We start from the raw sequence: 21,043 nt of genomic DNA, 5'->3' as shown, positions 1-21,043 counted from the left end.
CGACTGGCGTACACCCGCCACCACATCACCATGACTACTTTGCCGAACTTTCGCAGCCCGGACGTGTTGCTCGACCATGCGCGCCACACGATGCGCTTCTACCACCCACGGGCGATCGATCCCGCCGGCGGCCTGTTCCACTATTTCAAGGACGACGGCGCGGTCTATGACCGGCAGCACCGGCACCTGGTCAGCAGCACGCGCTTCGTGTTCACCTACGCGATGGCGTACCGCCAGTTCCAGGATCCGGCCTACCTCGATGCCCTGAAGCACGCGCTGCGCTTCCTGCGCGAGGCGCACCGCGCCCCCGATGGCAGCGGCTATGCGTGGATGCTTGATGGCGGCAAGGTGGAAGACGGCACCCAGCACGCCTACGGCCAGGCCTTCGTGCTGCTGGCGTATTCGCATGCCACGATGGCCGGCCTGGACGAGGCGCGCGCCTGGATCGGCGAGACGTTCGACCTGATGGAAGCACGTTTCTGGGACGCCGCGGCCGGCCTGTACGCCGATGAGGCGAGCCAGGACTGGAGCGTGCTGTCCACCTACCGCGGCCAGAACGCCAACATGCACGCGGTCGAGGCGCTGCTGGCCGCGTTTTCCGCGACCGGCGAGCGGCGCTACCTGGCGCGTGCCTACCTGGTTGCCTACAACATCACCCAGCGCCAGAGCGCGCGCTGCGGCGGCTTGATCTGGGAGCATTATGACGCCGACTGGCAGCCCGACTGGTCCTTCAATATCGACGATCCGGAGAACCTGTTCCGCCCCTGGGGCTACCAGCCCGGCCACTTCACCGAATGGGCCAAGCTGCTGGTGCAACTCGAAGCGCGCGCCAAGGGCGTCCTGAGCGAGGACCTGGATTGGCTGGTGCCGAGCGCCGAGCGCCTGTTCAAGGTGGCGCTGGAAAAGGGCTGGGATGTGCGCAACGGCGGCCTGTGCTACTCGCTGGCGCCGGACCTGACGGTGTGTGACGCGCACAAGTATTTCTGGGTGCAGGCCGAGAGCGCGGCGGCGGCGGCCATGCTGGCCGCGCGCACCGGCAACGCGCAATACTGGGTCTGGTACGGGCGCTTGTGGGCCTACAGCTGGAGCCATTTCATCGACCATGAACACGGCGCCTGGTACCGCATCCTGGACCGCGAGAACCGCAAGCTCAGCGACGAGAAAAGCCCGGCCGGCAAGGTCGATTACCACACCATGGGCGCTGTCTACGACATCGTGGCCGTGCTCAAGGGCGGCGAGCATGGTTGACGCTCCCTTCATGCTGTGCGCCGGCGAGGCGCTCACCGACATGATCCACCAGGGCCGCGAGCAATGGGTCAGCCGGGTCGGCGGCTCGACCTGGAACGTGGCGCGCGCGCTTGCCGTGCTGGGCGAGCCAAACGCGTTTGCCGGCGCGATCAGCCGCGACCGTTTCGGCGACACCATGTGGCAGGCCAGCCCGGCCGTGGACCTGCGCCTGCTGCAGCGCGTGGGCCGTGCGCCGCTGCTTGCAATGGTCGAACAGGGCGAGCCGCCGCGCTACTTCTTCATCGGTGACGACAGCGCCGACCTGCACTTCGATCCCGCGACGCTGCCGGCCGGTTGGGCCGACGGCCTGCGCTGGGCGCACTTCAGCGGCATCAGCCTGGCGATCAGCTACGACCCCAATTACCGCAACCTGATGGACGCGCGCTATACGCCGACCCTCGAAGCCATGGCCTCGCTTGCCGATTTGATCAAGGTGTCCGACGACGACTTGCGCGGCCTGTTCCCCGGCCTGGGCCTGGACCACGCGCTGGCGCCGAGGGTGGCCGTGGTGGACACGGCGGGCGCGGGCGGCGCCAGTGCCGCCGGCCTGCTGCACAGTCTGGCGCGCCACCCGGATCGCCCGTTGCAGGCGCACCTGCATGCGGCCCTGGCGGCCGGTTGCGCCGCATGCCTGCAGGCCGGCGCGATCCCGCCGCCGCCCGCCGCCGCCCGCCGCCATGCATCAATTGTTCTAACTGTCTGAAGGAGAAGTATCGTGATGCGACATCCCCGTTTTACCTCGCTGCGGCCGGTCCTGCGTCTCGCGCTGCTGGCGTGCATGCCGCTGGCCGTGCACTACCCCGCGGCCGCCGCCGGCGATACCACGCCGGTCAACACCTTCATCGGCACCCAGGACGAAGGCAACACCTTCCCCGGCGCCTCGGCCCCGTTCGGCATGATCCAGGTCGGCCCGATCGCCGGGCACTATGCCGGTTACCGCTACAGCGACAAGCTCATTCGCGGCTTCGGCCATTCGTTCCTGTCGGGCGCCGGCTGCTGGGAGCAGGGCGGGCAGCTGTCGGTGCTGCCGGTCACCGGCACCATCGGCCCGGGCGGCGACTTCGACACCGCCAAGAAGGACACGTTCGACCACAAGCGCTACGCCGCCGGGTACACCCATGCCGACGAAGTCGGCCAGGCCGGCTACTACAAGGTCAAGCTCACCAGCTATGGCGGTATCACGGCCGAGGCCACCGCGCTGACCCGCGCCGCCGCCGAACGCTACACCTATGCGAGCGGCACCACGACCGGCCACGTGCTGCTCAACGTGGCCCAGGCCAACGAACGCCATTCCGTCATCGGCAGTGAAGTCAGGGTGGTCGACGATCGTAGCGTCGAAGGCAAGATCGTCACCAAGAGCTTCTGTGGCGGGGCCAAGTACACCACGTGGTTCCGCATGGTGTTCGACCAGCCGATCAAGGCCAGGGGCGTGTGGGACGATCGCGGCGGCTGGCCGGGCGCCAGTGGCCCCAGCCAGCAGGGCGAGGCCAAGCCGCATGGCGTCTGGCTGACGTTCGACCTCAAGGACGGGCAGGCCGTCACCGCGGTCAGCGCGATCTCGCACGTGGACGCGCAAGGCGCGCGCATCAACCTGAACGCCGAAGGCATGGCGGACGGGCGCCTGATGACGTTCGACGCGATGAAGACCAAGGCGCAGGCCAACTGGCAGCGCGAATTGAAGAGCGTGCGCATTGAGGGCGGCAGCACCGACGAGCGCACCGTGTTCTATACCGCGCTGTACCACGCGCTGCTGCAACCGCTGACCGGCAACGACGCCGACGGCCGCTACCGCGGCTACGACGACGCGATCCACACTGCCAAGGACTGGACCTACTACGAGTTCTTCTCGCTGTGGGACACCTACCGCGCGCAGAACCAGCTGCTTGCGCTGCTGCGTCCGCAGCGTGCCAGCGATATCGCGACGTCGGTCCTGAAAATCCGCGAGCACGGCGGCTGGTTGCCGCGCTGGGGCTATGCAAACTTCGAAACCAACATCATGACGGGCGACCCGGTCACCCCGTTCCTGGTCGACCTGTGGCGCTACGGCGCGCTCAAGGGCCGCGAAGCCGAAGCCTACGCTGCGCTGCGCGAGAACGCCTTCGGCATCCCGGCGCACGGGATTCGCCCGCAAGGCCGTTCGGGCAACCCGAATTACCTGAAACAAGGCTTCGTGCAATACGACCGCAGCTTTGTCTCGAAAGGCATGGACACCGACCCGCACCACGGCGCCTCGGCGACCCTCGAGTACGCGCTGGCCGATGGCGCGCTGGCCGAGATGGCCAAGGCGCTCGGCCATGCGGACGACGCCCAGGTGCTGTCGCAGCGCGCCCTCAACTGGCGCAAGATCTGGGACGCCAATGCGGTGGACCAGGCGAGCGGCCAGCGCGGCTTCCCGCGTCCACGCCTGGGCGACGGCAGCTGGTTCGCCGACGTCGGCAGCGGGTTCGATCCGCGCGGCGACCACGGCTTCCACGAAGGCACGGCCTGGCAGTACCAGTGGCTGGCGCAGCAGGACGTGCCAGGCCTGGCGGCGGCGATGGGCGGGGCCCCGCAAGCCCTGGGCCGCCTCGACCAGTTCTTCGACTACGAGGCGGTGCGGGCCGACCCGAACGCGGTGCGCAAGTCGTGGGTGGTGGGGCCGTACAGCTACTATGCCCAGTTCCGCTACAACCCGAACAACGAGCCCGACCTGCATGCCCCATGGATGTACACCTTGATGGGCCAGCCGTGGAAGACCACCACCGTGCTGCGCGGCGCGGAAACGCTGTTTACCAATGGCCCGGGCGGCGTGACCGGCAACGACGACTTGGGCACCATGTCGGCCTGGTACCTGTTCAGCGCCCTGGGCATCTATCCGGACATGCCGGGGAGCGGCCGCTTCCTGCTGCACGCGCCGCGCTTCGCCCATGCCGAGATCGACCTGCCGCAAGGCCGCACCCTGCGCATCGAGGCGCCAGGCGCCAAGCCGGGTCAGAGCCGCTTCGTCAAGTCGGTGCGCTACGGTGAGCGCGCGGTGGAGCGCGTGTGGCTCGACTGGGAACAACTGCAGTCGGGCGGCGCCCTGAAGTTCCAGCTTGCGCCGCAGCCGGACACCAAGGGCTGGGGCACGCGTGCCCGCGACCTGCCGCGTCCACCGGCCGGCATCGCGCCATAAGCGGCCGCAGCGCGGCACCAAGGCTCCCTGTGACGTAAGCAGGCGGCGGCACCGGCACCGGCACGGGCCCGTCGCCGTCCTGTTCCTGATGGGGACCTGGCCGCGCCGCCTGCCGCGGATTCACCAATTTGACGTTCCATCATGCTGATATTGCCGTTCGTCGCCTTGCGCGAACCGCATCGGTCCGGTCGATTAGCTGCTTCCATCCGACTACATCCGAGCCTTCGCCAATAGTTTTCCATGGAAAGACGACAATAACCGATATGGACCTGGCAACATCGAATCAGTTGGGCAAGCTGCTGCCCGGCATATTGTTCACAGCGCTATTCGCCTCCTCCGCCGCCGCGTTGGCGCAAACGACGCCGACCGATGGCGAGGCCTTGCGTGCCGAACTGCACCAGCGCTATCCGTCGCTCACCTGGGTCGAGCAGTATCGTCAAGCCTGGCCCGCCGAGGCGCACGGCGATACGGCCTTATGGCGTGGCGGCCCGGCGCCAGCGCTCGATTCCAGCGCCAGGATCGTCGATGCCTTGGCCGCCCTACAAGATCGGCACGTCGCGCTTGCGGGGCCGGAGGCTGGCAAGCAGGAAACCCTGGGCGTCTTGTTCCGAACCAGCAGCGATGCAGCGATGGTCGTCTGGCGTCATCTTGATCCTGCCGTGACGGCGCTGCGCGCCGGCGACCAGGTGGTCGATATCGATAGCCAGCCCGTCGCGCGCTGGCTGGAGCAGGCCGCGGCCGTACCTTCGGCGGCAACCGCCGTTCACGCATGGCGGAGGCCGCGCTCAAGCTCGGCACCGCCATGCCGGCCGACCATGCCGCGGTCGGATTGACAAGTCACCGACAAGCTGAAGAGCTATGCCGCGGCGAAGTCGCAAATCATGCCGGGTGTCGAGCATCGCCAGCACAAGGGTCTGAATAACCGGGCCGAACTCTCGCATCAACCGACGCGGCAACGAGAACGACAGATGCGCCGCTTCAAGTCATCCGGTCAAGCTCAGCGCTTTTTGTCAGCGCATGGCCCGATCAACAATGCCTTCCGGTGCCAGCGCAAGCGCTTGACAGCTGAGCAGTACCGGCACGTCCGTAAGCAGGCATTTTCTACATGGAATGAGGCCACCGACGTAGCAAAGAACGCCTAATCCGTGACATCGTGTTTCCCGACCAGAGGCAACTGCGCCCGGAATTCTACAACTCGCCGTCCCGGTTCAGCAAGTTGACAATACCGATCAGACCAACTGCTTCGTGGCTGACAAATAGTTACCTCTTTTGTTTCGTTATTTGCCGTCTCTACCCTCATGGCATTGAACTTTAAGTGTTATTGCATCAATATGAGAAGTGTAGTCTCCGGAACGTTTGATCTATTTGATTTATTAGTCCTTAAACGCTCTTTAAGTCATGGATTTTTTAGATGCTGAAATCTCGCAGAGAGAATATTCATCATTTTTGTAACTTAAAGAACCCTTGATCGATGTAATGTCAAAAAAATGCCTTCCCAATGGAAGCCGGAGCTCGCATTGCCTTGGTATCAAAAAATCGAAAAAGTCAATGCTCGCGTAGCTGTGCTGATAGACAGGGATAAAACGTTGTTGCGACAAGTTCTCTGGCCGTATCTATCGGATAAGTCGATTCTTTCACATAGTATAAACCATTATTGCTATATACAAAAGAATAAGAATATTATATTCACAGACCTGATTGCTTAGTTTGATTTGATAAAGCAAGCTGCAGACTTAAAATGGATATTTCTCGAAGTTCTACAATTGAAGGGTTTAGAATGCAGCGTTTATCAGCAAAAATTGCCTTGGTTTCGGCGTTTGTCATCGGTAATTCGGCTTTCGCACAAGATAGAATCTACAAAGAAGGATATATGCTTGATGGCATCCGCCAAACAGGCATACTGCGTGACGATGCGTTTATCCGTTCGCCAAATGGTAAATATTCATTAATAATGCAGCGCGACGGAAGTCTTGTTATGTATCGTTCAGATGGCTCTGTCCGTTACAGAATGGCTAAACACGGAAGTTATGCGATTCTGCAATGGGATGGAAATTTTGTAGAGTATGACCAGAGCGGAAAGGTGCTCTGGAATACAGAGACGGGTGGGAAATGCTGTCCTTCATATCTTCAAATTTACGATAGCGGAAACTTAGCGCTGCGCGGTCCGTGGCCAAATGTTTTTCCAGCGTATACATTTTGGAGTATCGGCGATGATCCATTCCCAGGGGTGCCACCTGGCACACCTGCCAAACGTTTCCCCACCACATCAGTGGCCCCCCCAGGTCCGCCTCCAAGTGCAGCCCCATATGTCACGTTCCCTAGTACTGCTAACTAATTATTATCAAAGGATATGTGTGAATCTTAAAAAAACTCTTGGCGCTTCTGTATTGGCACTAATTTTCACGAGTCTTTCAACTAACGCTTATGCGCTTGGTACCTTTAGTCGAGCATGTAATTTTTATGATCTTCCAGCGGGAAGTAAAGATTTCCTGGGACGCTTTTTTTATGCTCTTGGGGGTGCTGATATTTCTCTACGGCTGGCCTCGTCCCCAGCCGAGGTACAAAAGCGCTACTGGATTCTCGAAGCGATTACCACCGATTACTTAGAATCTCGCTACTATCTCTACGCACATGCGGGAGTTTACGGCTACAGCGAGCAGCAGGGTAACCGATGGGGGTATTCATTTTTACAGCATTATACGAGCGGTTGGTCTGCCGAGCAGATTTCCCTTGCAATGAAAGCAGACCCGGCATTCGCGCCTTTTTTTCTAAACCGCCAATTTGCTTATAGTGCTCGTGCAGGCGATCCTAACATCGTCGTAGATATGCTCAACTACTTCACGAAATATAAAGTCAAAGGGCGCCACTTTTACTATGACCCCAAAGATAAGTCAACTAATGATATTGGCGGATCGGAAGCCACTGATTGTAACGTTACCAATGTTGGACTTGAAAGTTGGATTAACCGCTAGCACATGAAGCCGATCTTCATATTCCCTACGTTACTATTTGCCTACTCCTGTGCAGCCCACGCCCAGGAGTTGCCTCGTCCACTAAAAAATCTGATGGAATCTAATGCCATAGGAGACCAAATAGTAAAAAGCGATAGCTTGAGCGCTGATCAACGAATTTTTATGTGGCAAGATACTGTGCGCGATAAAGATGGGTATCTGCGTGTTGATGCCACTCAGAAATATATAGGAATCATTTCTGAATTTAGCGGCCATATTCGAGCGAACCTGTCTGTAGAAGCCACTAGTGAAAAATTTCTATCCTTAACAGCGTCAGGATGGAAATTTATGGGGGAAGTTAAAGAGGATGCACACAGAACGTCATTTGGTTTCGCATGGGAAGGAATTCCTGCCCTTATGCTGACTGAATGGAACTATGCGAGAGCGGGGGCGCGAGTTGTGCGTGTTGATGATTTTATAAATACTGAAGTTGAGGGACACCTGGGGACACTGACGCTAGCCTTATCAAAAAACATGGTTCAGTGTTTGTGGAAAATGACTTGGCTTCGCGACGGGAAACGCTTTGAATTATATCTGGCAGACATATTGAACGCAGAAAATCGCCCATCTCGGCGGCCAGCTGACATCGTCGCAATTGCAGTTAGGCTAAATATGGAACTCAAGTGAAAGGCACCACCTCACTATTTGTTATCAAAGTAATAATGATAATAGGCATGGTTCCGTTTGTTCTCAGCGCCGTGGCTTCCGTATTGCTAATTAGCACGTCGCAACATCATGATGGCGGCGGTAACGCGTTGTCCATCGGCTTATTTGTCTATTTCTCCTATCTTTTTTCCTTGGTCACGCTATTTCCTTCATTGGTTGCAATGATGATAATAAAATGGAGAGGGCACACTAAAATTTCGCTATGGATGAAGATTTTAGCGGGTTTAGCAGTTATTGTAATATCTTCGTTTCCCATTTACTCCGTATTACTATCTTTCTAGTTTGTGGCTATGCATTACCATGAGACAAAGTAGGTTTAGAATGGCACGGTCCATTTTCGCTAAAGAAGAACTGGGCGTGGTTCAAAAACGGTGTATTCAGGGTAACACGGGCGAGCGAATTATTTCCACCTAGGCAACGGAATTTCAGTGTGACGGGAGTTGGTCCGGGAGCATGCAGCCTCCAGCAGCTCAGGCTCGCTGTGGCTGAAGCGGCCCGAAGCCGAGGAGTGTGAGCCGGTGGGGATGGTCTTAGCCAGTCATAAGCTGGGTCGGACTTTTACCGAGCCGATCAGGGGCCCGGCTGCGCAAGAAGCACCGATGCGTATTTGTTATACTTTTTACCCTGCATAACGGCTGCGAGTTTAGATTTTCGACCAGTGCGCTCGAGCGCGGTGTCTGTGCCATGGCCTGCGCCATAGCGTCGAAGACGGCATGAAATTGTGCGCCCGTCCTGCCGCGCAGCCGGTTCCAGCCTTAAGTGTTACCCTCGTTTGAACCACGTCAAGCAATCTGTCGTCTCGACGAGAAAACGAATCTGTCCGAAGTCCTTATTGCCGGATATTTTTGTACCTATATTGTTGGCGGATTTTTTCTCTCAGAATGATAGGTGGAGAGAGTGAAAGCCTTATTGATAGCCTCACCAATTTCAGAGAGGCTTGCTGTTCCAGGTAACTTTATTGCGCGATCTTCCATCGGCCCGTACCAAGGGTAAGCGGTGCAGTTGTCATAGGGGAATATCGTGTAAGAGTTATTCACCAAGTCTTGCACAACCTGAACTTGCCGCGAATTTTTTTCCAGGTCCATGATGCCTCGCGCGCCAACCCACTTCGATATCGTTTTATTCCTGGCGCTAAAATCATACTCGTTGTAGGGGTGAGGGCGCGAATCATAGGCAGACAGGGCATTTGCTACTGCCGCGCCCATCTCTTCGAAGGAATAATCTGTCGATAGTTTCGCGCTAAGGGCGGCATAGTCACTTGCTAATTGCTGCGAGCCATGCGCTGGGTTAAGGATTTCGCCTTGTTGACACTCTTCAATTACAAAATACGCATTCTTAAATTCATAGATGCGCGTTTCTGCATAGGTATAAATCGTCGTCATACTTCGTCTCATGATTTCACCATTCAAATAGTTCCAAGTTACCCCGGCCGAACGATTTGTACCGGAGTTGGCGGAATTATCGTCCCGGCTCCTGGCCCGCTTTCAATAATTCCACCGTTTTTCCTGATCAGGGGATAGCCTGGGTCTTGATTTTCGTCATTCCAGCCGACGGTGACCCTTTTGAATCGATAATTTTTGACGGCGCCTTTGCGGGCCCAATCGTGTTATCTGCAATCACTCTATAGTTAACTGGCTTTCCGGTATTATCCAGTGGACGAATATAGACCTGTTCTTGTACATTGCCTGCACCATATTTCGTCTTTGCTGCCGAGGTTACCGTACCTTCCCATGCTTTACCATTCGCTCTATTCAGTTTTAATTGGGCGGGCGTACAAGATAGGCCTAAGGGATCCGCCCATCCAAAAGGATTCGATGCATATTCAAGCAGATTTATCCCTCCGGTTAGTCCGATCGGATCTGGCGTTATAAATCGCCCGATATCCGGGTCGTAAAACCGGAAGGTATTGTAATGCAGCCCTGTTTCCCGATCGAGATATTGTCCCTGAAAGCGCAAATTCTGAGGGATCGGTTCAGCCAATGGCAGCGGTACTGGCTGCTGGGTTTGCCCGCAGCTTTCGCTGACCGTATTGCCCCATGTCCGGTACTCTGCGTGCCACGCAAGCTGCCCAGATGCCGCCGTTAACTCCTCTGGAATTCCTGAGACATCATTATGAAAATAATAGACGTTTTGCGCAACCAGGGAGGGCGCTTGCGTACCGCCGTCAGCGTCGTTGGCCGCAGCGCGCTTTTGTTCGGCGCCATCGCCGCGCCTGTCGACCCTGGCTAGCGGTACGTAGCCGCCCGGCTCGTACAGGTATGTTGCCATCTCGCTCCCGCGCTGCTCCTGCATCATTTGCAATACGTCCCACAGGAAGGACGTTACGCCGGACTCATCCGTTTTGCGTATCCTGCGCCCCAGCGCGTCGTAGTCGAAATGCACGAGTTGCCGTACACCGTGGCGCACCGTCTCGACTTGTCGCAACCGGTGCTCGCCGTCATAACTGAAATATTGCTCTGTATGCGTGCCGACCTTTTTCGATTCCAGCCTGCCATGCACGTCGTACTCGAAGCGCTTGTCTTCGAACACCAACACACGGTTGTGCCGGACGTAGCCGCCTCGATGGTTGCTGTCGACCAGATTGGCAGCAGCATCCCAGCTGAACATTTCGCATCGTGCGGGCGCGACTGTCGAGAGTATCCTGCCTAGCAGCCTGTCGGACTTGGGGAGTCGAAGCAAAAAAATAGCTGGGCGACGCCAGATTTTGACGATTTCGCAGTGCCAATAGCGAGCTATTGGCCGAGAAAGCGGCGAAATATGGACCGTCCCAGGTATTTTTGCAGCCGACGATCCCAAGTCCGACAGGCTGCTAGGCTTGGGCAGCGCTGGCCGGCACGAAACTTTCCAGCAACTGGTGCGCGTAAGCGTCCTGCTCCGCGTTGAGTGGCGAGGCGCACGTCATCGTCAGCACCAGCACCGCGCCGCCGGCAAGTTGAATTGCAGTCTGGCGCTGATGCATGCTGGCGCCGTTCTGCTTGAACGAGGTCGAAATCTGCAAGGCAGGTAATTGTGCGCTGCTGACGGTCAGTGCCACCCGGTCCTGCTGTTTGAAACCCTTGACCTGGGACGCCAAAGTACGCAACTGACGGGTCATGAGTCCATCGAGGTCTTCGCCTTCCTGCACTACGTCGCGCGTCGCGACCAGTGTCAAGCCGCCTGGGCCAAGATTGAGAAGTAGCATGTTGACGCTGCGGTCCTGCGCACTTGCTGGAAGAGTGAAGCTGCCTTCATTGATGTGATAATTCATGGGGGTCTCGTTGTAAAAGTAAATGGAGATTACTTGGCTGGCGCGGGTGGTGGAGGCGGAAACTGTGCGTCCACGTCGGCGATGATCGCACCGCCGCCTTTGGGCGTGGGCTCGACGTCGGGACCGCCGCCTGTCGGGTTGATATTGACCTTCTTGCCGTTGATTTGGAGCGGGCCCTTGGAGGTGATGTTGATGTTCTCGCCCGTGATGGCCACCTTGCCGTCCTTGTTCATGAAGAAGGTCGCCTTGCCGCAGGTGATCTCGAAGGTGTCGCCCGCTTCAATCTTGAAGTTCTTCCCCACCAAAATATTTTTGTCGCCGCCGACCTGCTGCAGGTCGTCGACCTTCACGGTTTCTCTCAAGCTGTCCTTGACCAGCTTGGTCTCGTTCTGACCGACGTACTTGATCCGGTCGAGCGCCACGCTGATGCTCTGCTTATGGCCCACGCTGACACTCTGGTCGTTGCCCACGGTACGGGTTTCGTCGTGCCGAACGGTGTAGGTCTGGTCGTTCTTGACCAAGCCGTCGAGGTTGCGCTCGGCCTGCCTCCACAGCTGCTCGGCGCCCTTTTTATCTTCGAAGCGCATGCCGTTGGCATTGTCAGGGCCGCCCTTGGGCGTGGTGCGCGACAGCACGCCGCTCTGGGTTTTGTTGTCGGGCAGCTTCCAGGGCGGCATGGTGTCTTCATTCGGCACCATGCCGGTCACCAGCGGACGGTCCGGGTTCCCGTTAAGGAACTGGACCACGACTTCGGTGCCCACGCGCGGAATCGAGGTCATGCCGAAACCGGGGCCGCTCCAGGCGGTCGCCACGCGGATCCAGGCCGAACTCTTGTCGTCGTAGCTGCCGATGCGGTCCCAGTGGAATTGCACGCGCACGCGGCCGTATTCGTCGGTGTGGATTTCCTCGCCCGGAGGACCTGTCACCACGGCCGTCTGCAAGCCGTAGATCTTGGTCGTTGTGCTGTTGAAGCCGCGCCCCGGCCGCCAAGGGATCTTCTTGCGGATGCAGCCAATCCGGTTCTCGTAATGCGACAGCCCCGTTTGGCGGCTCACCTGGTAGTTGTTGGTGGCCGTGTGATGGACTTCGATGATGAGGAAGTTGTCGCCGCCATCGTAATGATCGGTCAGATCGAAACTGCGTCCCGGCTGTGCGTAGCGGTCGTTGCCGGCGCCTTCGAAGTGCTTGCCCGAGGCTTCGATTTCTTCCAGCCGCAGGCGGGTTTGCGCGTCGCCGTCGCCGGCATCCTTGAAGCCGTAGGCGCCGGTGTATTCGTACACTTCCTTCTTCAATACGTCGCCTTGCTGGTTGACGGTCGGCAGGTCGACCTTGACCGGTTTCGGCTTCTTGAAGTCGAAGCTGGTCAGCGCCACGTGGGCCGATACCAGGTTGCGCACCGGCGTCCATTCGCGCAGGGCGTCGTCCTCCTCGGTGCCGGCTTCGGCCTGGAAGGGAATGTCGCTGCGCCCGTCGATCGGCGGCGCGGCGGTCGAGTCATCCGCCAGCACCAGCGTATGGCCGCCGGCCGTGTGTTCGTACCAGTAGAACCAGCCTTTCGCTTCCAGCGCCGGTGCACGTAGTTGTAGTCGGATTCGTCGAACTGGCAGGCGTCGGTCATGACCGGATCGGGGCCGCCGATGCGCATCTCGCTCTTGCGCACCGCGTACTCGCCGAAGATGTCGTCGGTCTGGTCGCGCACCGTCATGTTGTGGTCCAGGTAGTTGTCGCGCCGCAGGCGCAGGTAGGCCAGCCAGGGCAGCAGGACCATTTCGTAGTACACATAGCCGCCGTCGGCGCGCACGCGGCGGAACTCGAACACGTGGCCGTTGAAGTAGCGCAGGCTGCCGTCTTCGCGCACCAGTTCGACGGTGGCGAGCTTTCCCTGCACATCCTTGAGCGCAATCGACGGATTGTCGGACAGCACCTCGACCGTAAAATTGAGGTCGCGCGACAGGCCTTCGACGGCGTCGAGCCGGTTGGCCAGCATCAGGCCCGACGGACCGCCCGACGGAAACCGCAGGCGCAGCAGGCGCGTACGCTGGCGGTCGCCGCCTCCTGACGAAGAGGATGCGGAAGGTAGCGTGCTCATGCTTAATCCTTTTGACTGATTGTGTAGGTGAACAATGGAGCGACCAGGCGGCGCTCGTGCGGTTGTCGGCTCCCACGCGATGTCGCAATCGCCCCTACATCGCCGGTATCCGTTTACAACAGCAAGGTGCCAATACAGAGATATGAATTATTGAAAAATAAGCAATATTTTTTTATCTATTACGTTCAATAAAGGCAACCATAAGTTACACATTGGACTGGGGGAGGGGGGATTTGCTGGCATTGCAACCCGCAGGCAAGGCCTATTCAAGCCAGCGCTACCCGATAAGGCGGTTGCCCCGAATATCGATCTTGAATCGACCGTCAACATGATGGCGGTGGCCGCTGCCAACGACGGTGACATGCCAAACAGGCGCAGCACCCCTCCTGGCCTGCACAGGTGGCGATCTGGTGGTTGGCACCTCCCGGTACGGGAGGTGCGCCTCCACAAGCCGCCAATCTGCCGTAAAAAGCTCTCTTCCGACATAAAAAGCCAGCTTCATCCCCCTTTACCCTGTCAGTTCGATCGCCGCTCCGGTATCATTCGGAGATGAATACGATTTCTTTCCCTGCGTTTGTAATTGGTGTCGCTGGCGGAAGCGGTAGTGGCAAGTCAACGGTGACCCAGCAAGTACTCGCTTCGTTCGGCGCCGATATGGTGTCAGTCGTGATGCAGGACGACTACTACTGCGACCAATCCGATCTCACTCCCGAAGTGCGCCGCAAGCAAAATTACGACCATCCGCGGGCATTCGACTGGCCACTGTTGGTACAGCACATCCATGCCTTGCGTAATGGCGAGGCGATCGAGATGCCAGAGTACGACTTCACGACCGACAACCGCTCCAACAAGACCATTCCAGTCAAACCTGCTCCGGTCATCGTGATCGAAGGCCTGTTTGCCTTGTATGACGAAGACCTGCGCAAAATGATGTCGCTGAAGATCTTTGTCGACACGGCTCCCGATGTTCGCTTCATCCGCCGCATGCAAAGGGATATTACCGAACGCGGCCGCTCGGTCGAGAGCGTCGTCGGCCAATATCTGGAAACAGTGCGGCCGATGCACAAGCAGTTCATCGAGCCGACCAAGCGCCACGCTGATGTCATCTTGCCGCACGGCGCCAATGGCCCGGCAATCGATGTGATCACGACCAAAGTGGCGAGCGTCATCGGCCAGTTGAAGCGGTCCTGACCCAAGCCCTTGGAATGCCCTCGGCACCTTCTGCCGTCGAGCCATGATGTCACGCGCGCCCGCACGCTCCCGTGCGCAGCGATGTGCTGGTCATCGACGCGCTCGCCAGCGCGGGCACCCGTATGTACCTGCACAATGACCGCCCACCGCCAAGGCCGGTTTTGCGGCCTTCAATCGCCCCTCCCGTCATAACTGGCTCAATGTCACATTTATTGAGCGAGCTCAAGCATGCGCGATTCAGGCCGCTTTTACATTTGCGCAAGGTCTGCCTTACGCCTAGATTGACTGGTGAGAGCGCGCCGCGCTTCTCTGTGAAGTTCAAGCGCATGCTCGAACAGCATGCCCACGCCCAGTCAAGCGCCCAGCCGCCCAGCCAATCCGGGGTGTAATGCCGCTGTCGCTGACCGCTCATGCACTCATAAAGGAAGACACCATGACTATCAAGGACAGAGGCCCGAACCAGACGGACGCACGCTTTCGCATCGAGGGGCAGGTTCAATTCGAAGAGCAGGATGGCAAGGAGGAAGACCTCGGCGTGAAAGTGCTTGTCGCGGACCGGTTCGGAGAGCCGCTGGGCGATGCCGATGTGGATAGCGAGGGGCGCTTCAGTGTGGCGCTACGCCTGGCCAAGCCGACCGATGTGCAGTTGTTCATCGGTCCGGGCTTGAACGCGGCGGACGTGCGCCAAACGTCAAGTTTTTCACAGCGCTATAGCATCAAGGATTGGGTGGCAACGGAAAACGGCGCCGTCATTCGCGCCACACCGGTCGTGCCACAGTCCCTATGGTGGCCTTGGCGGCCGGTGCGTATCTGCGTCACTGGCCACGTGCGCAAGATCGACGACCATGAAGGGCAGGTCGACATCTGCCCGGTTCCGTTCGTGAAGATTGAAATTTTCGACGTGGACCGGGAAGGCTGCTTCTGGCCGCCGATCCGCAACTGGTGGGATGTGTTGATCGACCGGCCGGTCATCCGCATTCCCGATCTGTTGAAACCGCGCCGCTTCCCTGTCAAGCCATTTCCGGTGCCCGATCCGGCCCCGGACCTGCGCCTCGACTTGGGCACCCCCGGCCGCATGGCCAGCCTCAACCCGCAACCGCTGCCGCCGCGCGCCGGTTCGCTTACGAGTTTCAGCGACGTCGACAGGCATGCAGTCAATGCGGTGCCGGCCCCGGTTGCATTTGAAGCGGTGCAGCGTGTCGGCGAAGCGCGCTTGCTGGACACGAGCATTGCATCGCGGCTGGACCGGCTCACGCTCACGTCCACCGTCGCGCCCTGGCTGATATTGCCGCGTTGCTTTTACAGCAGGGAGCTGTTGTGCGAGACCTATACCGATTGCGACGGCTATTTCCGCTGCTGTTTCCGCTGGTGGCCCATCCATTTCCGCAACGGCCGGCTCCGTTTCGATTCGCGTCCGGATATCATCGTCCGGCTCACCCAGATCATCAACGGTGTGCAGACCGTGATCTATATGGATCCGTATACCAGCACGCGCTGGAACGTGACCAATACCCACCTCGATCTGTATCTTGACAACGAAGACGTGCGTTGCGGCCAGGGCTGCAAGCCGCCGCCGACCGGCACGCCGGTGTTTTTTACCCGAATCGGCCACGACGAGGTCTACCAGATCAACCAGGCCAGCGGTCTGTACAGCGACACCGTCCTGAGCCAGATGGCCTACGGCCGAGGATTGCATCTCTTCGCCTTGTTCGGCGATGCGCTCGCCAGTGGCGCACCGGCACGCTATTACCGGCTCTCGTACAAGAAGCAGGGGCAAGCCGACAGCGCCTTCAAATTTGTCGACGCGGACTTGAGCGATACCCGGGTCGACAAGAGCACCTACCTGTCAAGCGACCACAAACTCGGCCCCTACCCGGTCAACGGCACCAATGCGCTGTACGAAGTGCGTAATCGCACTGCCTACTACTGGTACAACCCGGACTGGATCGGCTACTGGAACACCGTGCCGGTCGAAGCCGGGTCGGACACCTACGTCCTGCGCCTGGAACTGTTCGACGAGAACGGTGTTTATCTCGACTCCGCCTCAGGGCAGGTGGACTATCGCGACGGTACGGTGGCGCCACCGGCGACGTTGCCGGCGGTGGCAGACCACTGCGATCTGGTCATCACGATCGATAACCAACCGGCCGAGCTCGATCTTGATATACCGGCGGTGCTCAACGACTGTGGCGTCATCCCGTGGCAACCGGCACTCGCCCTCAATTTCAATGTGTCCGTCACGCAGCCCAGCAACCGGCTCTATACCTGGGCATTAGACTACACCAAGGGGGTGTCCCCGACGGTCACCTCATTATTGCCCAGCCCTGCCTTCTCCAACAGTGGAGCGCTCAGTCCGGTAAATACTTCTGTCAGCGGTGCGCCGTTGCTGGCGGGACTGAGCTCTACCTGCGCGTTTGCGGTCAAACTGTCTGCCTATGCACATATTCGTAATGGCTACGGACTTGTGTACTACAGTGAGATCATCATCGCCCTCGCCATCGAGAAATGCGTACCTTGTCCGGAGTGCGGACCGATAGCGATCCTGTAAACGGCGACATCGTTGGGATTTTCCGCAGGCGCCATGCCGTTCGAACCGCGCCTGCGGACCTGTTGCCAAGCGCTGCACGGCAGGTTCAGGAGCGGGAAAAATCAATCAGTGCCCGCCCGCTTGAACGCTCTACCCGCAAGGCGACCGTACAGCCGGTTGTATTGCCGGCAGGTTGATCACGTCGATGGGCTGGGCGATATCGCGCTGCGTGGCAGGCGCCTGCACATCCACCAGGCGCACCACGCACAGCGGCTGCTCATTGATCAGGGTGCCGCTCTGGCGCGCACTGACGACCTTGGCATAACAAATGTCGCCATGCGCGAGCAGCCTGGCGTCGGCCGCCCTGGCGCGAAACAAGCCGCGGATCTCCCAGGCGACGTGCCCGCCGACGAGCGCGATGATTGCCGCTGCGATCGCCATCGCGGTAAGGTCGCTCATGCCTCAGCCCAGATGAATCTGTTTTGAATCCATTTTCAACAGCTTCTCGCTGGTCACCATGACGTGGTCGCCGTGCAGCCGTACATAGTCCCTGGCCTGGTAATCGAGCTGGCCGGCGCGCAGATGGTCGGTTTGCTCGACCTGGCGATAGCAGACTCGTGCGACCTGGCGTACTTTGTCCAACAGCATTTCCAGCGCCTGCCCGGTATGGCGCAGCACCCCCAGCGCGCCTTGCCACTGCCGCCCCTGATAGCTCAGTTCCTGCGCGACGACGACAGCGCTTTCGGCGCGAATGCCCAGCTGCCCCGATGCCAGGGATAGCGATGCGCTTTCCAGGCTGATGGCATCGTCGCTGAGGACCTGGACCGCGCCGCCGTAGCCGATCGCCATGGCGCCCTCGACGCCGACCCGGGCGGTGCGCGCGCTATCGCGTTCCAGCACGGCGATCAGGTAACTTTGCTGGCGGCTCGGACCGGAGACCAGCACCTTGTCGCCGGTTTCCGGATGCAGCAGGCAACTGACGGCGCGCTTGCAGGTCAGGGTGCCACCGTTGAGGTCCAGCAGAAAATTGCCATGGCCAAGATCGGCGACGACCGTGGCGATGGCGTGAATGGCCGCGTCATGGGCGCTGGCGTGGTCGAGTACGGTATGCATCGGGGAAAATCCTTTAAGAGATAGGGGAGGGCGATCGCCGGGCAGGCTTAACGCGACCAGAGTTCGGCCTTCAGGAGCGGCTCGTCGTGTTCGATGACGCCGCGCCGGCTGGTCCATGTCGCGCCAGCTTGCGCGCTGCCATGCAGCCGGGTGCGCTCAAAGCCGGCGTGGCTGAAGCTGGCGTCGCGCAGATCGGCATAGGAAAAATCGGCGAAGCGCAGGTCGGTGTCGCGGAAGTTGGCGCCTTCGCAGCACGCCGCCTGGAAATTGGCGTAAGCGAGCCTGGCACCGTGCAGGTTGGCGCTCCGCAGACTGGCACGCGGCCACAGCGTTTGTTCAAAAAAACCGCCGGACAGATCGGCGCCGTCCAGGTTGGCCTCGGCAAACAAGGCGAAGCGTGCCTGGACGCCGCGCAGCAGCGCGCCCTGCAGTTGCGCTCCCTTGAACATGCAGTGCGCGATATTGGCCCCGCTGAAATCGGTCTGCGCCAGATTGCTTTCGACAAACTGGCACAGCGGCATCGCCAGTCCGGCAAAGACAGTCCCCCTCAGCTTCGCCTTGGCGAAAACAACGTTCTTCAAGCTGGCCGCGCGCCACACGCTACCTGCGAAATCGACCTCCATGAACAGCGTTTTTTCCAACTGCGCTTGGGAGAAGTCGCAGTCATGCGCCGAACATTCAGTCACACACAATATTTCCGCCCTGAGAGCGATGAGCTTGGCGCCATCGAGCTTGCAGCGAAGTAGCGCGGCCTTGCTGAAGCACGACGATGCCAACAGCGCATAACGCAGATCGCATTCGAGCATGTTGGCGCCACTGGCATCTGCGCGATCGAGCTGGGCATGGCTCAGCTTGCATTTGTTCCACGTCGTTTTGGCCAAGGTCGCACCACGCAGATTGGCCTGTTCAAAATTGCAGTTGATGAAGTCGCACTCGCTCAGATCGGCGCCATCGAGCTGAGCGCCCCGAAAGTCCACCTCATTGAATTGCCCCCCGGCTAGTTCGAGCCCTGTCAGCACTGCCCCGCGCAGGTCGAGTTTCTCCAACCCCTCGCCGTTCCTGATTGCCGATTGAAGATCTTGTGCTTGCATGGCGGTTCAAAATATCAGGTTCATGAATCTGCTATTCACCCGCACCCCGCCACTCTCGTTGGACACTGCGGAGACTTGGTGATAAGCGACATTCCCTTCGACTTTCATGCCATTGACGTCGCGCTTGTACAGGCAAAAGTCGGTTTTTATGCCGAAAAAGCTCAATGCTTTTCCCAGAAAGGCGACTTGGACGATGCGCATGTTTGTGTTGAGTGGCACCACGGATAACGCTGATGTTGCATAGGTTAACTTGAAGATCCCGACAAAGTCGACGGAGTAGGTTGAAGTCATACCAAGTTTATTGTCGTAAGTGCCGCCGCCAGTGCTGCTTTTGGCGGGAGCGGGAGTGGGAGCCGGAGTGGGAGTGGGGATGGGACCGGGAGCGGGATTGGGACCGGGACCGGGACCGGGAGCGACAGCGCCGCCGCCACCGCCGCCCGCTTTGATGAATACGTTACCACCAATAATATTGTGGATACCGGTCGTATGGTGGTCGGCATTGCTCGCGGTTACCTTATGGACAATCGGCCGGTCGGCCTCGCCACCGATGAAGTCGACGATGACTTCCTGCCCTACGCGCGGAATGTACAAGGCGCCGAAATTGGACCCGGCCCAGCTGCTTGCCACACGCAGCCAGCACGAACTGTTTTCATCCATGGTGCCGTAGCAGTCCCAGCGAAACTGCACTTTGATGCGGCCGTATTCGTCGGTCCAGATTTCTTCGCCCGCCGGGCCGACCACGGTCGCCGTTTGCGGGCCGTTGGTGCGCGGATTGGGCGTGACACGGCGCGGGCGAAACGGCAGGCTGGTCGGTTGCGTGACGAAATCGCATTCGTAGCAGGCCGGGGTCGGGTCGCTGGCGTAACACGGTTCCTGCAAGCGATACGTCACGCTCACCAGCAAATACTCCCGTTTAGCCTCGTCGCGCGGGCAGTTGCTCAGATTGAAGCGGTAGCCCGGCGCCAGGGCGCGCACGGTGGCGTGACCATGGTCGCGTTCACGCTCGGACTGCAATCCTTCAAGGCGAATGCGGCTGTAATGGTCGGAATCGCCCATCTCGGCGTAGCCACCCATCCAGTCGTAGACTTCCATGTCGCCATGCTGGTGCGAAGCGGCGTTGGCGCGCTGGTTCTGCAGCCTGGCGCGCGGCTTGGTGAAATTGAAGTCGTCCGTCACGTAGCTGCCCGGCGCGATTTCTTGCGCCACGTGATAACGGTCGATGAACTCTTCCTGGGGCGTGGCCACGCGCTCGGCCTTGAAGAAGGGGATCGCGGCGTAGTCGGGCAGTACCTCGTGCGCGCCGATTTCATCGGCCAGCACCAAGGTATGACTGCCCAGCGCATGCTTGAAGTAGTAATAGATGCCTTCGTGTTCCATCAGGCGGCTGACGAAGTCGAAGTCGCTCTCCTGGTCCAGATGCTGGACCAGCATCTGGCGTTCGCCGCATTCTTCAATGCCATGCAGCGAGGCCGCCAGCATCAACTCGGCACCGGGCAGAAACAGGCCAAAGAGAATTTGGTCCGGTAGCGCGGCGCGCGCGAGGCGACTGGCGCGCAGGCCGAAACGCACCGTCGAGGCGTCGGCGGCGACCAGGCGCAAGCCACGCCAGCGCGGCACGAACCCGTGCTGCTCAGCGCGCTCGACGAGCCAGTCGTTGAGCGAAGGGA

17 protein-coding genes and 2 pseudogenes are annotated in these 21,043 nt (G+C 59.4%); 11 read left to right on the top strand and 8 right to left on the bottom strand.

Annotation, left to right across the window (positions count from 1 at the left end):
• The first annotated feature begins 30 nt into the window (after nt 1–30).
• The 9 genes and pseudogenes from F2P46_RS10290 to F2P46_RS10250 all read left to right on the top strand — a co-directional run bounded on the left by F2P46_RS10290 (nt 31) and on the right by F2P46_RS10250 (nt 8,399).
• Nucleotides 31–1,248 (top strand): AGE family epimerase/isomerase, encoded by a 1,218-nt coding sequence (locus F2P46_RS10290; protein WP_166888423.1) that lies wholly within the window; start codon nt 31–33, stop codon nt 1,246–1,248.
• Nucleotides 1,241–1,990 carry a PfkB family carbohydrate kinase gene (locus tag F2P46_RS10285; protein ID WP_166888420.1) on the top strand — a complete coding sequence of 250 codons (750 nt, stop codon included), beginning with the start codon at nt 1,241–1,243 and terminating at the stop codon, nt 1,988–1,990. Before F2P46_RS10290 ends, F2P46_RS10285 begins: the two co-directional genes overlap by 8 nt.
• Nucleotides 1,991–2,005: 15 nt before the next feature.
• Complete coding sequence (locus tag F2P46_RS10280; RefSeq protein ID WP_166888491.1) at nt 2,006–4,441, top strand: GH92 family glycosyl hydrolase; 2,436 nt, start codon at nt 2,006–2,008, stop codon at nt 4,439–4,441.
• 263 nt (nt 4,442–4,704) lie between these two features.
• On the top strand, nt 4,705–5,274 hold the full coding sequence (locus F2P46_RS10275) for a hypothetical protein (protein ID WP_166888417.1): 570 nt from the start codon (nt 4,705–4,707) through the stop codon (nt 5,272–5,274).
• A gap of 3 nt (nt 5,275–5,277) precedes the next feature.
• Nucleotides 5,278–5,583 (top strand): annotated as a pseudogene (locus F2P46_RS10270) (DDE-type integrase/transposase/recombinase); the annotation flags it as partial.
• Nucleotides 5,584–6,179: 596 nt separating this feature from the next.
• The gene (locus F2P46_RS10265) at nt 6,180–6,776 is read left to right on the top strand and encodes a hypothetical protein (protein ID WP_166888414.1); all 597 of its coding nucleotides are present in this window, start codon (nt 6,180–6,182) and stop codon (nt 6,774–6,776) included.
• A 19-nt stretch (nt 6,777–6,795) separates the two neighbouring features.
• The gene (locus tag F2P46_RS10260) at nt 6,796–7,413 is read left to right on the top strand and encodes a hypothetical protein (RefSeq protein WP_166888411.1); all 618 of its coding nucleotides are present in this window, start codon (nt 6,796–6,798) and stop codon (nt 7,411–7,413) included.
• A gap of 3 nt (nt 7,414–7,416) precedes the next feature.
• Nucleotides 7,417–8,079: a hypothetical protein gene (locus F2P46_RS10255; RefSeq protein WP_166888408.1), complete on the top strand. Its 663-nt coding sequence runs from the start codon at nt 7,417–7,419 to the stop codon at nt 8,077–8,079.
• The gene (locus F2P46_RS10250) at nt 8,076–8,399 is read left to right on the top strand and encodes a hypothetical protein (protein WP_166888405.1); all 324 of its coding nucleotides are present in this window, start codon (nt 8,076–8,078) and stop codon (nt 8,397–8,399) included. The genes F2P46_RS10255 and F2P46_RS10250 overlap by 4 nt, the downstream gene beginning before the upstream one ends.
• A 570-nt stretch (nt 8,400–8,969) precedes the next feature.
• Here the strand turns inward: F2P46_RS10250 and F2P46_RS10245 are convergent.
• From F2P46_RS10245 to F2P46_RS10230, 4 genes and pseudogenes are all read right to left on the bottom strand, one after another.
• Nucleotides 8,970–9,500 carry a hypothetical protein gene (locus F2P46_RS10245; protein ID WP_166888402.1) on the bottom strand — a complete coding sequence of 177 codons (531 nt, stop codon included), beginning with the start codon at nt 9,498–9,500 and terminating at the stop codon, nt 8,970–8,972.
• A gap of 127 nt (nt 9,501–9,627) precedes the next feature.
• Entirely contained in the window at nt 9,628–10,725 is a 1,098-nt protein-coding gene (locus tag F2P46_RS10240) for an RHS repeat-associated core domain-containing protein (RefSeq protein ID WP_166888400.1), read from the bottom strand.
• A gap of 202 nt (nt 10,726–10,927) precedes the next feature.
• Nucleotides 10,928–11,365 carry a DcrB-related protein gene (locus F2P46_RS10235; protein WP_166888399.1) on the bottom strand — a complete coding sequence of 146 codons (438 nt, stop codon included), beginning with the start codon at nt 11,363–11,365 and terminating at the stop codon, nt 10,928–10,930.
• Nucleotides 11,366–11,394: 29 nt separating this feature from the next.
• Nucleotides 11,395–13,352: pseudogene (locus F2P46_RS10230) on the bottom strand (type VI secretion system Vgr family protein).
• 651 nt (nt 13,353–14,003) lie between these two features.
• On the opposite strand from F2P46_RS10230, the gene udk reads away from it, so the two are divergent.
• Together udk and F2P46_RS10220 are read left to right on the top strand one after the other, a co-directional pair.
• Nucleotides 14,004–14,645 carry a uridine kinase gene (gene udk / locus F2P46_RS10225; RefSeq protein WP_166888397.1) on the top strand — a complete coding sequence of 214 codons (642 nt, stop codon included), beginning with the start codon at nt 14,004–14,006 and terminating at the stop codon, nt 14,643–14,645.
• Nucleotides 14,646–15,078: 433 nt separating this feature from the next.
• Nucleotides 15,079–17,193 (top strand): hypothetical protein, encoded by a 2,115-nt coding sequence (locus F2P46_RS10220; protein ID WP_166888395.1) that lies wholly within the window; start codon nt 15,079–15,081, stop codon nt 17,191–17,193.
• Between the two features lie 129 nt (nt 17,194–17,322).
• On the opposite strand, the gene F2P46_RS10215 is transcribed toward F2P46_RS10220, so the two are convergent.
• From F2P46_RS10215 to F2P46_RS10200, 4 genes are read right to left on the bottom strand one after another with little or no spacing between them, the layout of a single operon-like run.
• Complete coding sequence (locus F2P46_RS10215) at nt 17,323–17,631, bottom strand: hypothetical protein (RefSeq protein ID WP_166888393.1); 309 nt, start codon at nt 17,629–17,631, stop codon at nt 17,323–17,325.
• A 3-nt stretch (nt 17,632–17,634) separates the two neighbouring features.
• Nucleotides 17,635–18,285: a DUF3540 domain-containing protein gene (locus tag F2P46_RS10210; RefSeq protein WP_166888391.1), complete on the bottom strand. Its 651-nt coding sequence runs from the start codon at nt 18,283–18,285 to the stop codon at nt 17,635–17,637.
• 47 nt (nt 18,286–18,332) lie between these two features.
• Complete coding sequence (locus F2P46_RS10205; RefSeq protein WP_166888390.1) at nt 18,333–19,376, bottom strand: pentapeptide repeat-containing protein; 1,044 nt, start codon at nt 19,374–19,376, stop codon at nt 18,333–18,335.
• A 6-nt stretch (nt 19,377–19,382) separates the two neighbouring features.
• Nucleotides 19,383–20,993: a type VI secretion system Vgr family protein gene (locus F2P46_RS10200; RefSeq protein WP_368737906.1), complete on the bottom strand. Its 1,611-nt coding sequence runs from the start codon at nt 20,991–20,993 to the stop codon at nt 19,383–19,385.
• Nucleotides 20,994–21,043 lie beyond the last annotated feature (50 nt).

The organism is Massilia sp. CCM 8734 (genome assembly GCF_011682155.1).
GTDB classification, from domain to species: Bacteria; Pseudomonadota; Gammaproteobacteria; order Burkholderiales; family Burkholderiaceae_D; genus Telluria_A; species Telluria_A rubra.
This window is presented reverse-complemented; position numbering and strand designations above follow the sequence as displayed.

Excerpts from the sequence above, each read along its gene's own strand:
- F2P46_RS10290 (WP_166888423.1), top strand. The coding sequence starts at position 31 with ATGACTACTTTGCCGAACTTTCGCAGCCCGGACGTGTTGCTCGACCAT.
- F2P46_RS10285 (WP_166888420.1), top strand. The coding sequence starts at position 1,241 with ATGGTTGACGCTCCCTTCATGCTGTGCGCCGGCGAGGCGCTCACCGAC.
- F2P46_RS10280 (WP_166888491.1), top strand. The coding sequence starts at position 2,006 with ATGCGACATCCCCGTTTTACCTCGCTGCGGCCGGTCCTGCGTCTCGCG.
- F2P46_RS10275 (WP_166888417.1), top strand. The coding sequence starts at position 4,705 with ATGGACCTGGCAACATCGAATCAGTTGGGCAAGCTGCTGCCCGGCATA.
- F2P46_RS10265 (WP_166888414.1), top strand. The coding sequence starts at position 6,180 with ATGGATATTTCTCGAAGTTCTACAATTGAAGGGTTTAGAATGCAGCGT.
- F2P46_RS10255 (WP_166888408.1), top strand. The coding sequence starts at position 7,417 with ATGAAGCCGATCTTCATATTCCCTACGTTACTATTTGCCTACTCCTGT.
- F2P46_RS10245 (WP_166888402.1), bottom strand. The coding sequence starts at position 9,500 with ATGACGACGATTTATACCTATGCAGAAACGCGCATCTATGAATTTAAG.
- F2P46_RS10240 (WP_166888400.1), bottom strand. The coding sequence starts at position 10,725 with ATGTTCAGCTGGGATGCTGCTGCCAATCTGGTCGACAGCAACCATCGA.
- F2P46_RS10235 (WP_166888399.1), bottom strand. The coding sequence starts at position 11,365 with ATGAATTATCACATCAATGAAGGCAGCTTCACTCTTCCAGCAAGTGCG.
- udk (WP_166888397.1), top strand. The coding sequence starts at position 14,004 with ATGAATACGATTTCTTTCCCTGCGTTTGTAATTGGTGTCGCTGGCGGA.
- F2P46_RS10220 (WP_166888395.1), top strand. The coding sequence starts at position 15,079 with ATGACTATCAAGGACAGAGGCCCGAACCAGACGGACGCACGCTTTCGC.
- F2P46_RS10215 (WP_166888393.1), bottom strand. The coding sequence starts at position 17,631 with ATGAGCGACCTTACCGCGATGGCGATCGCAGCGGCAATCATCGCGCTC.
- F2P46_RS10210 (WP_166888391.1), bottom strand. The coding sequence starts at position 18,285 with ATGCATACCGTACTCGACCACGCCAGCGCCCATGACGCGGCCATTCAC.
- F2P46_RS10205 (WP_166888390.1), bottom strand. The coding sequence starts at position 19,376 with ATGCAAGCACAAGATCTTCAATCGGCAATCAGGAACGGCGAGGGGTTG.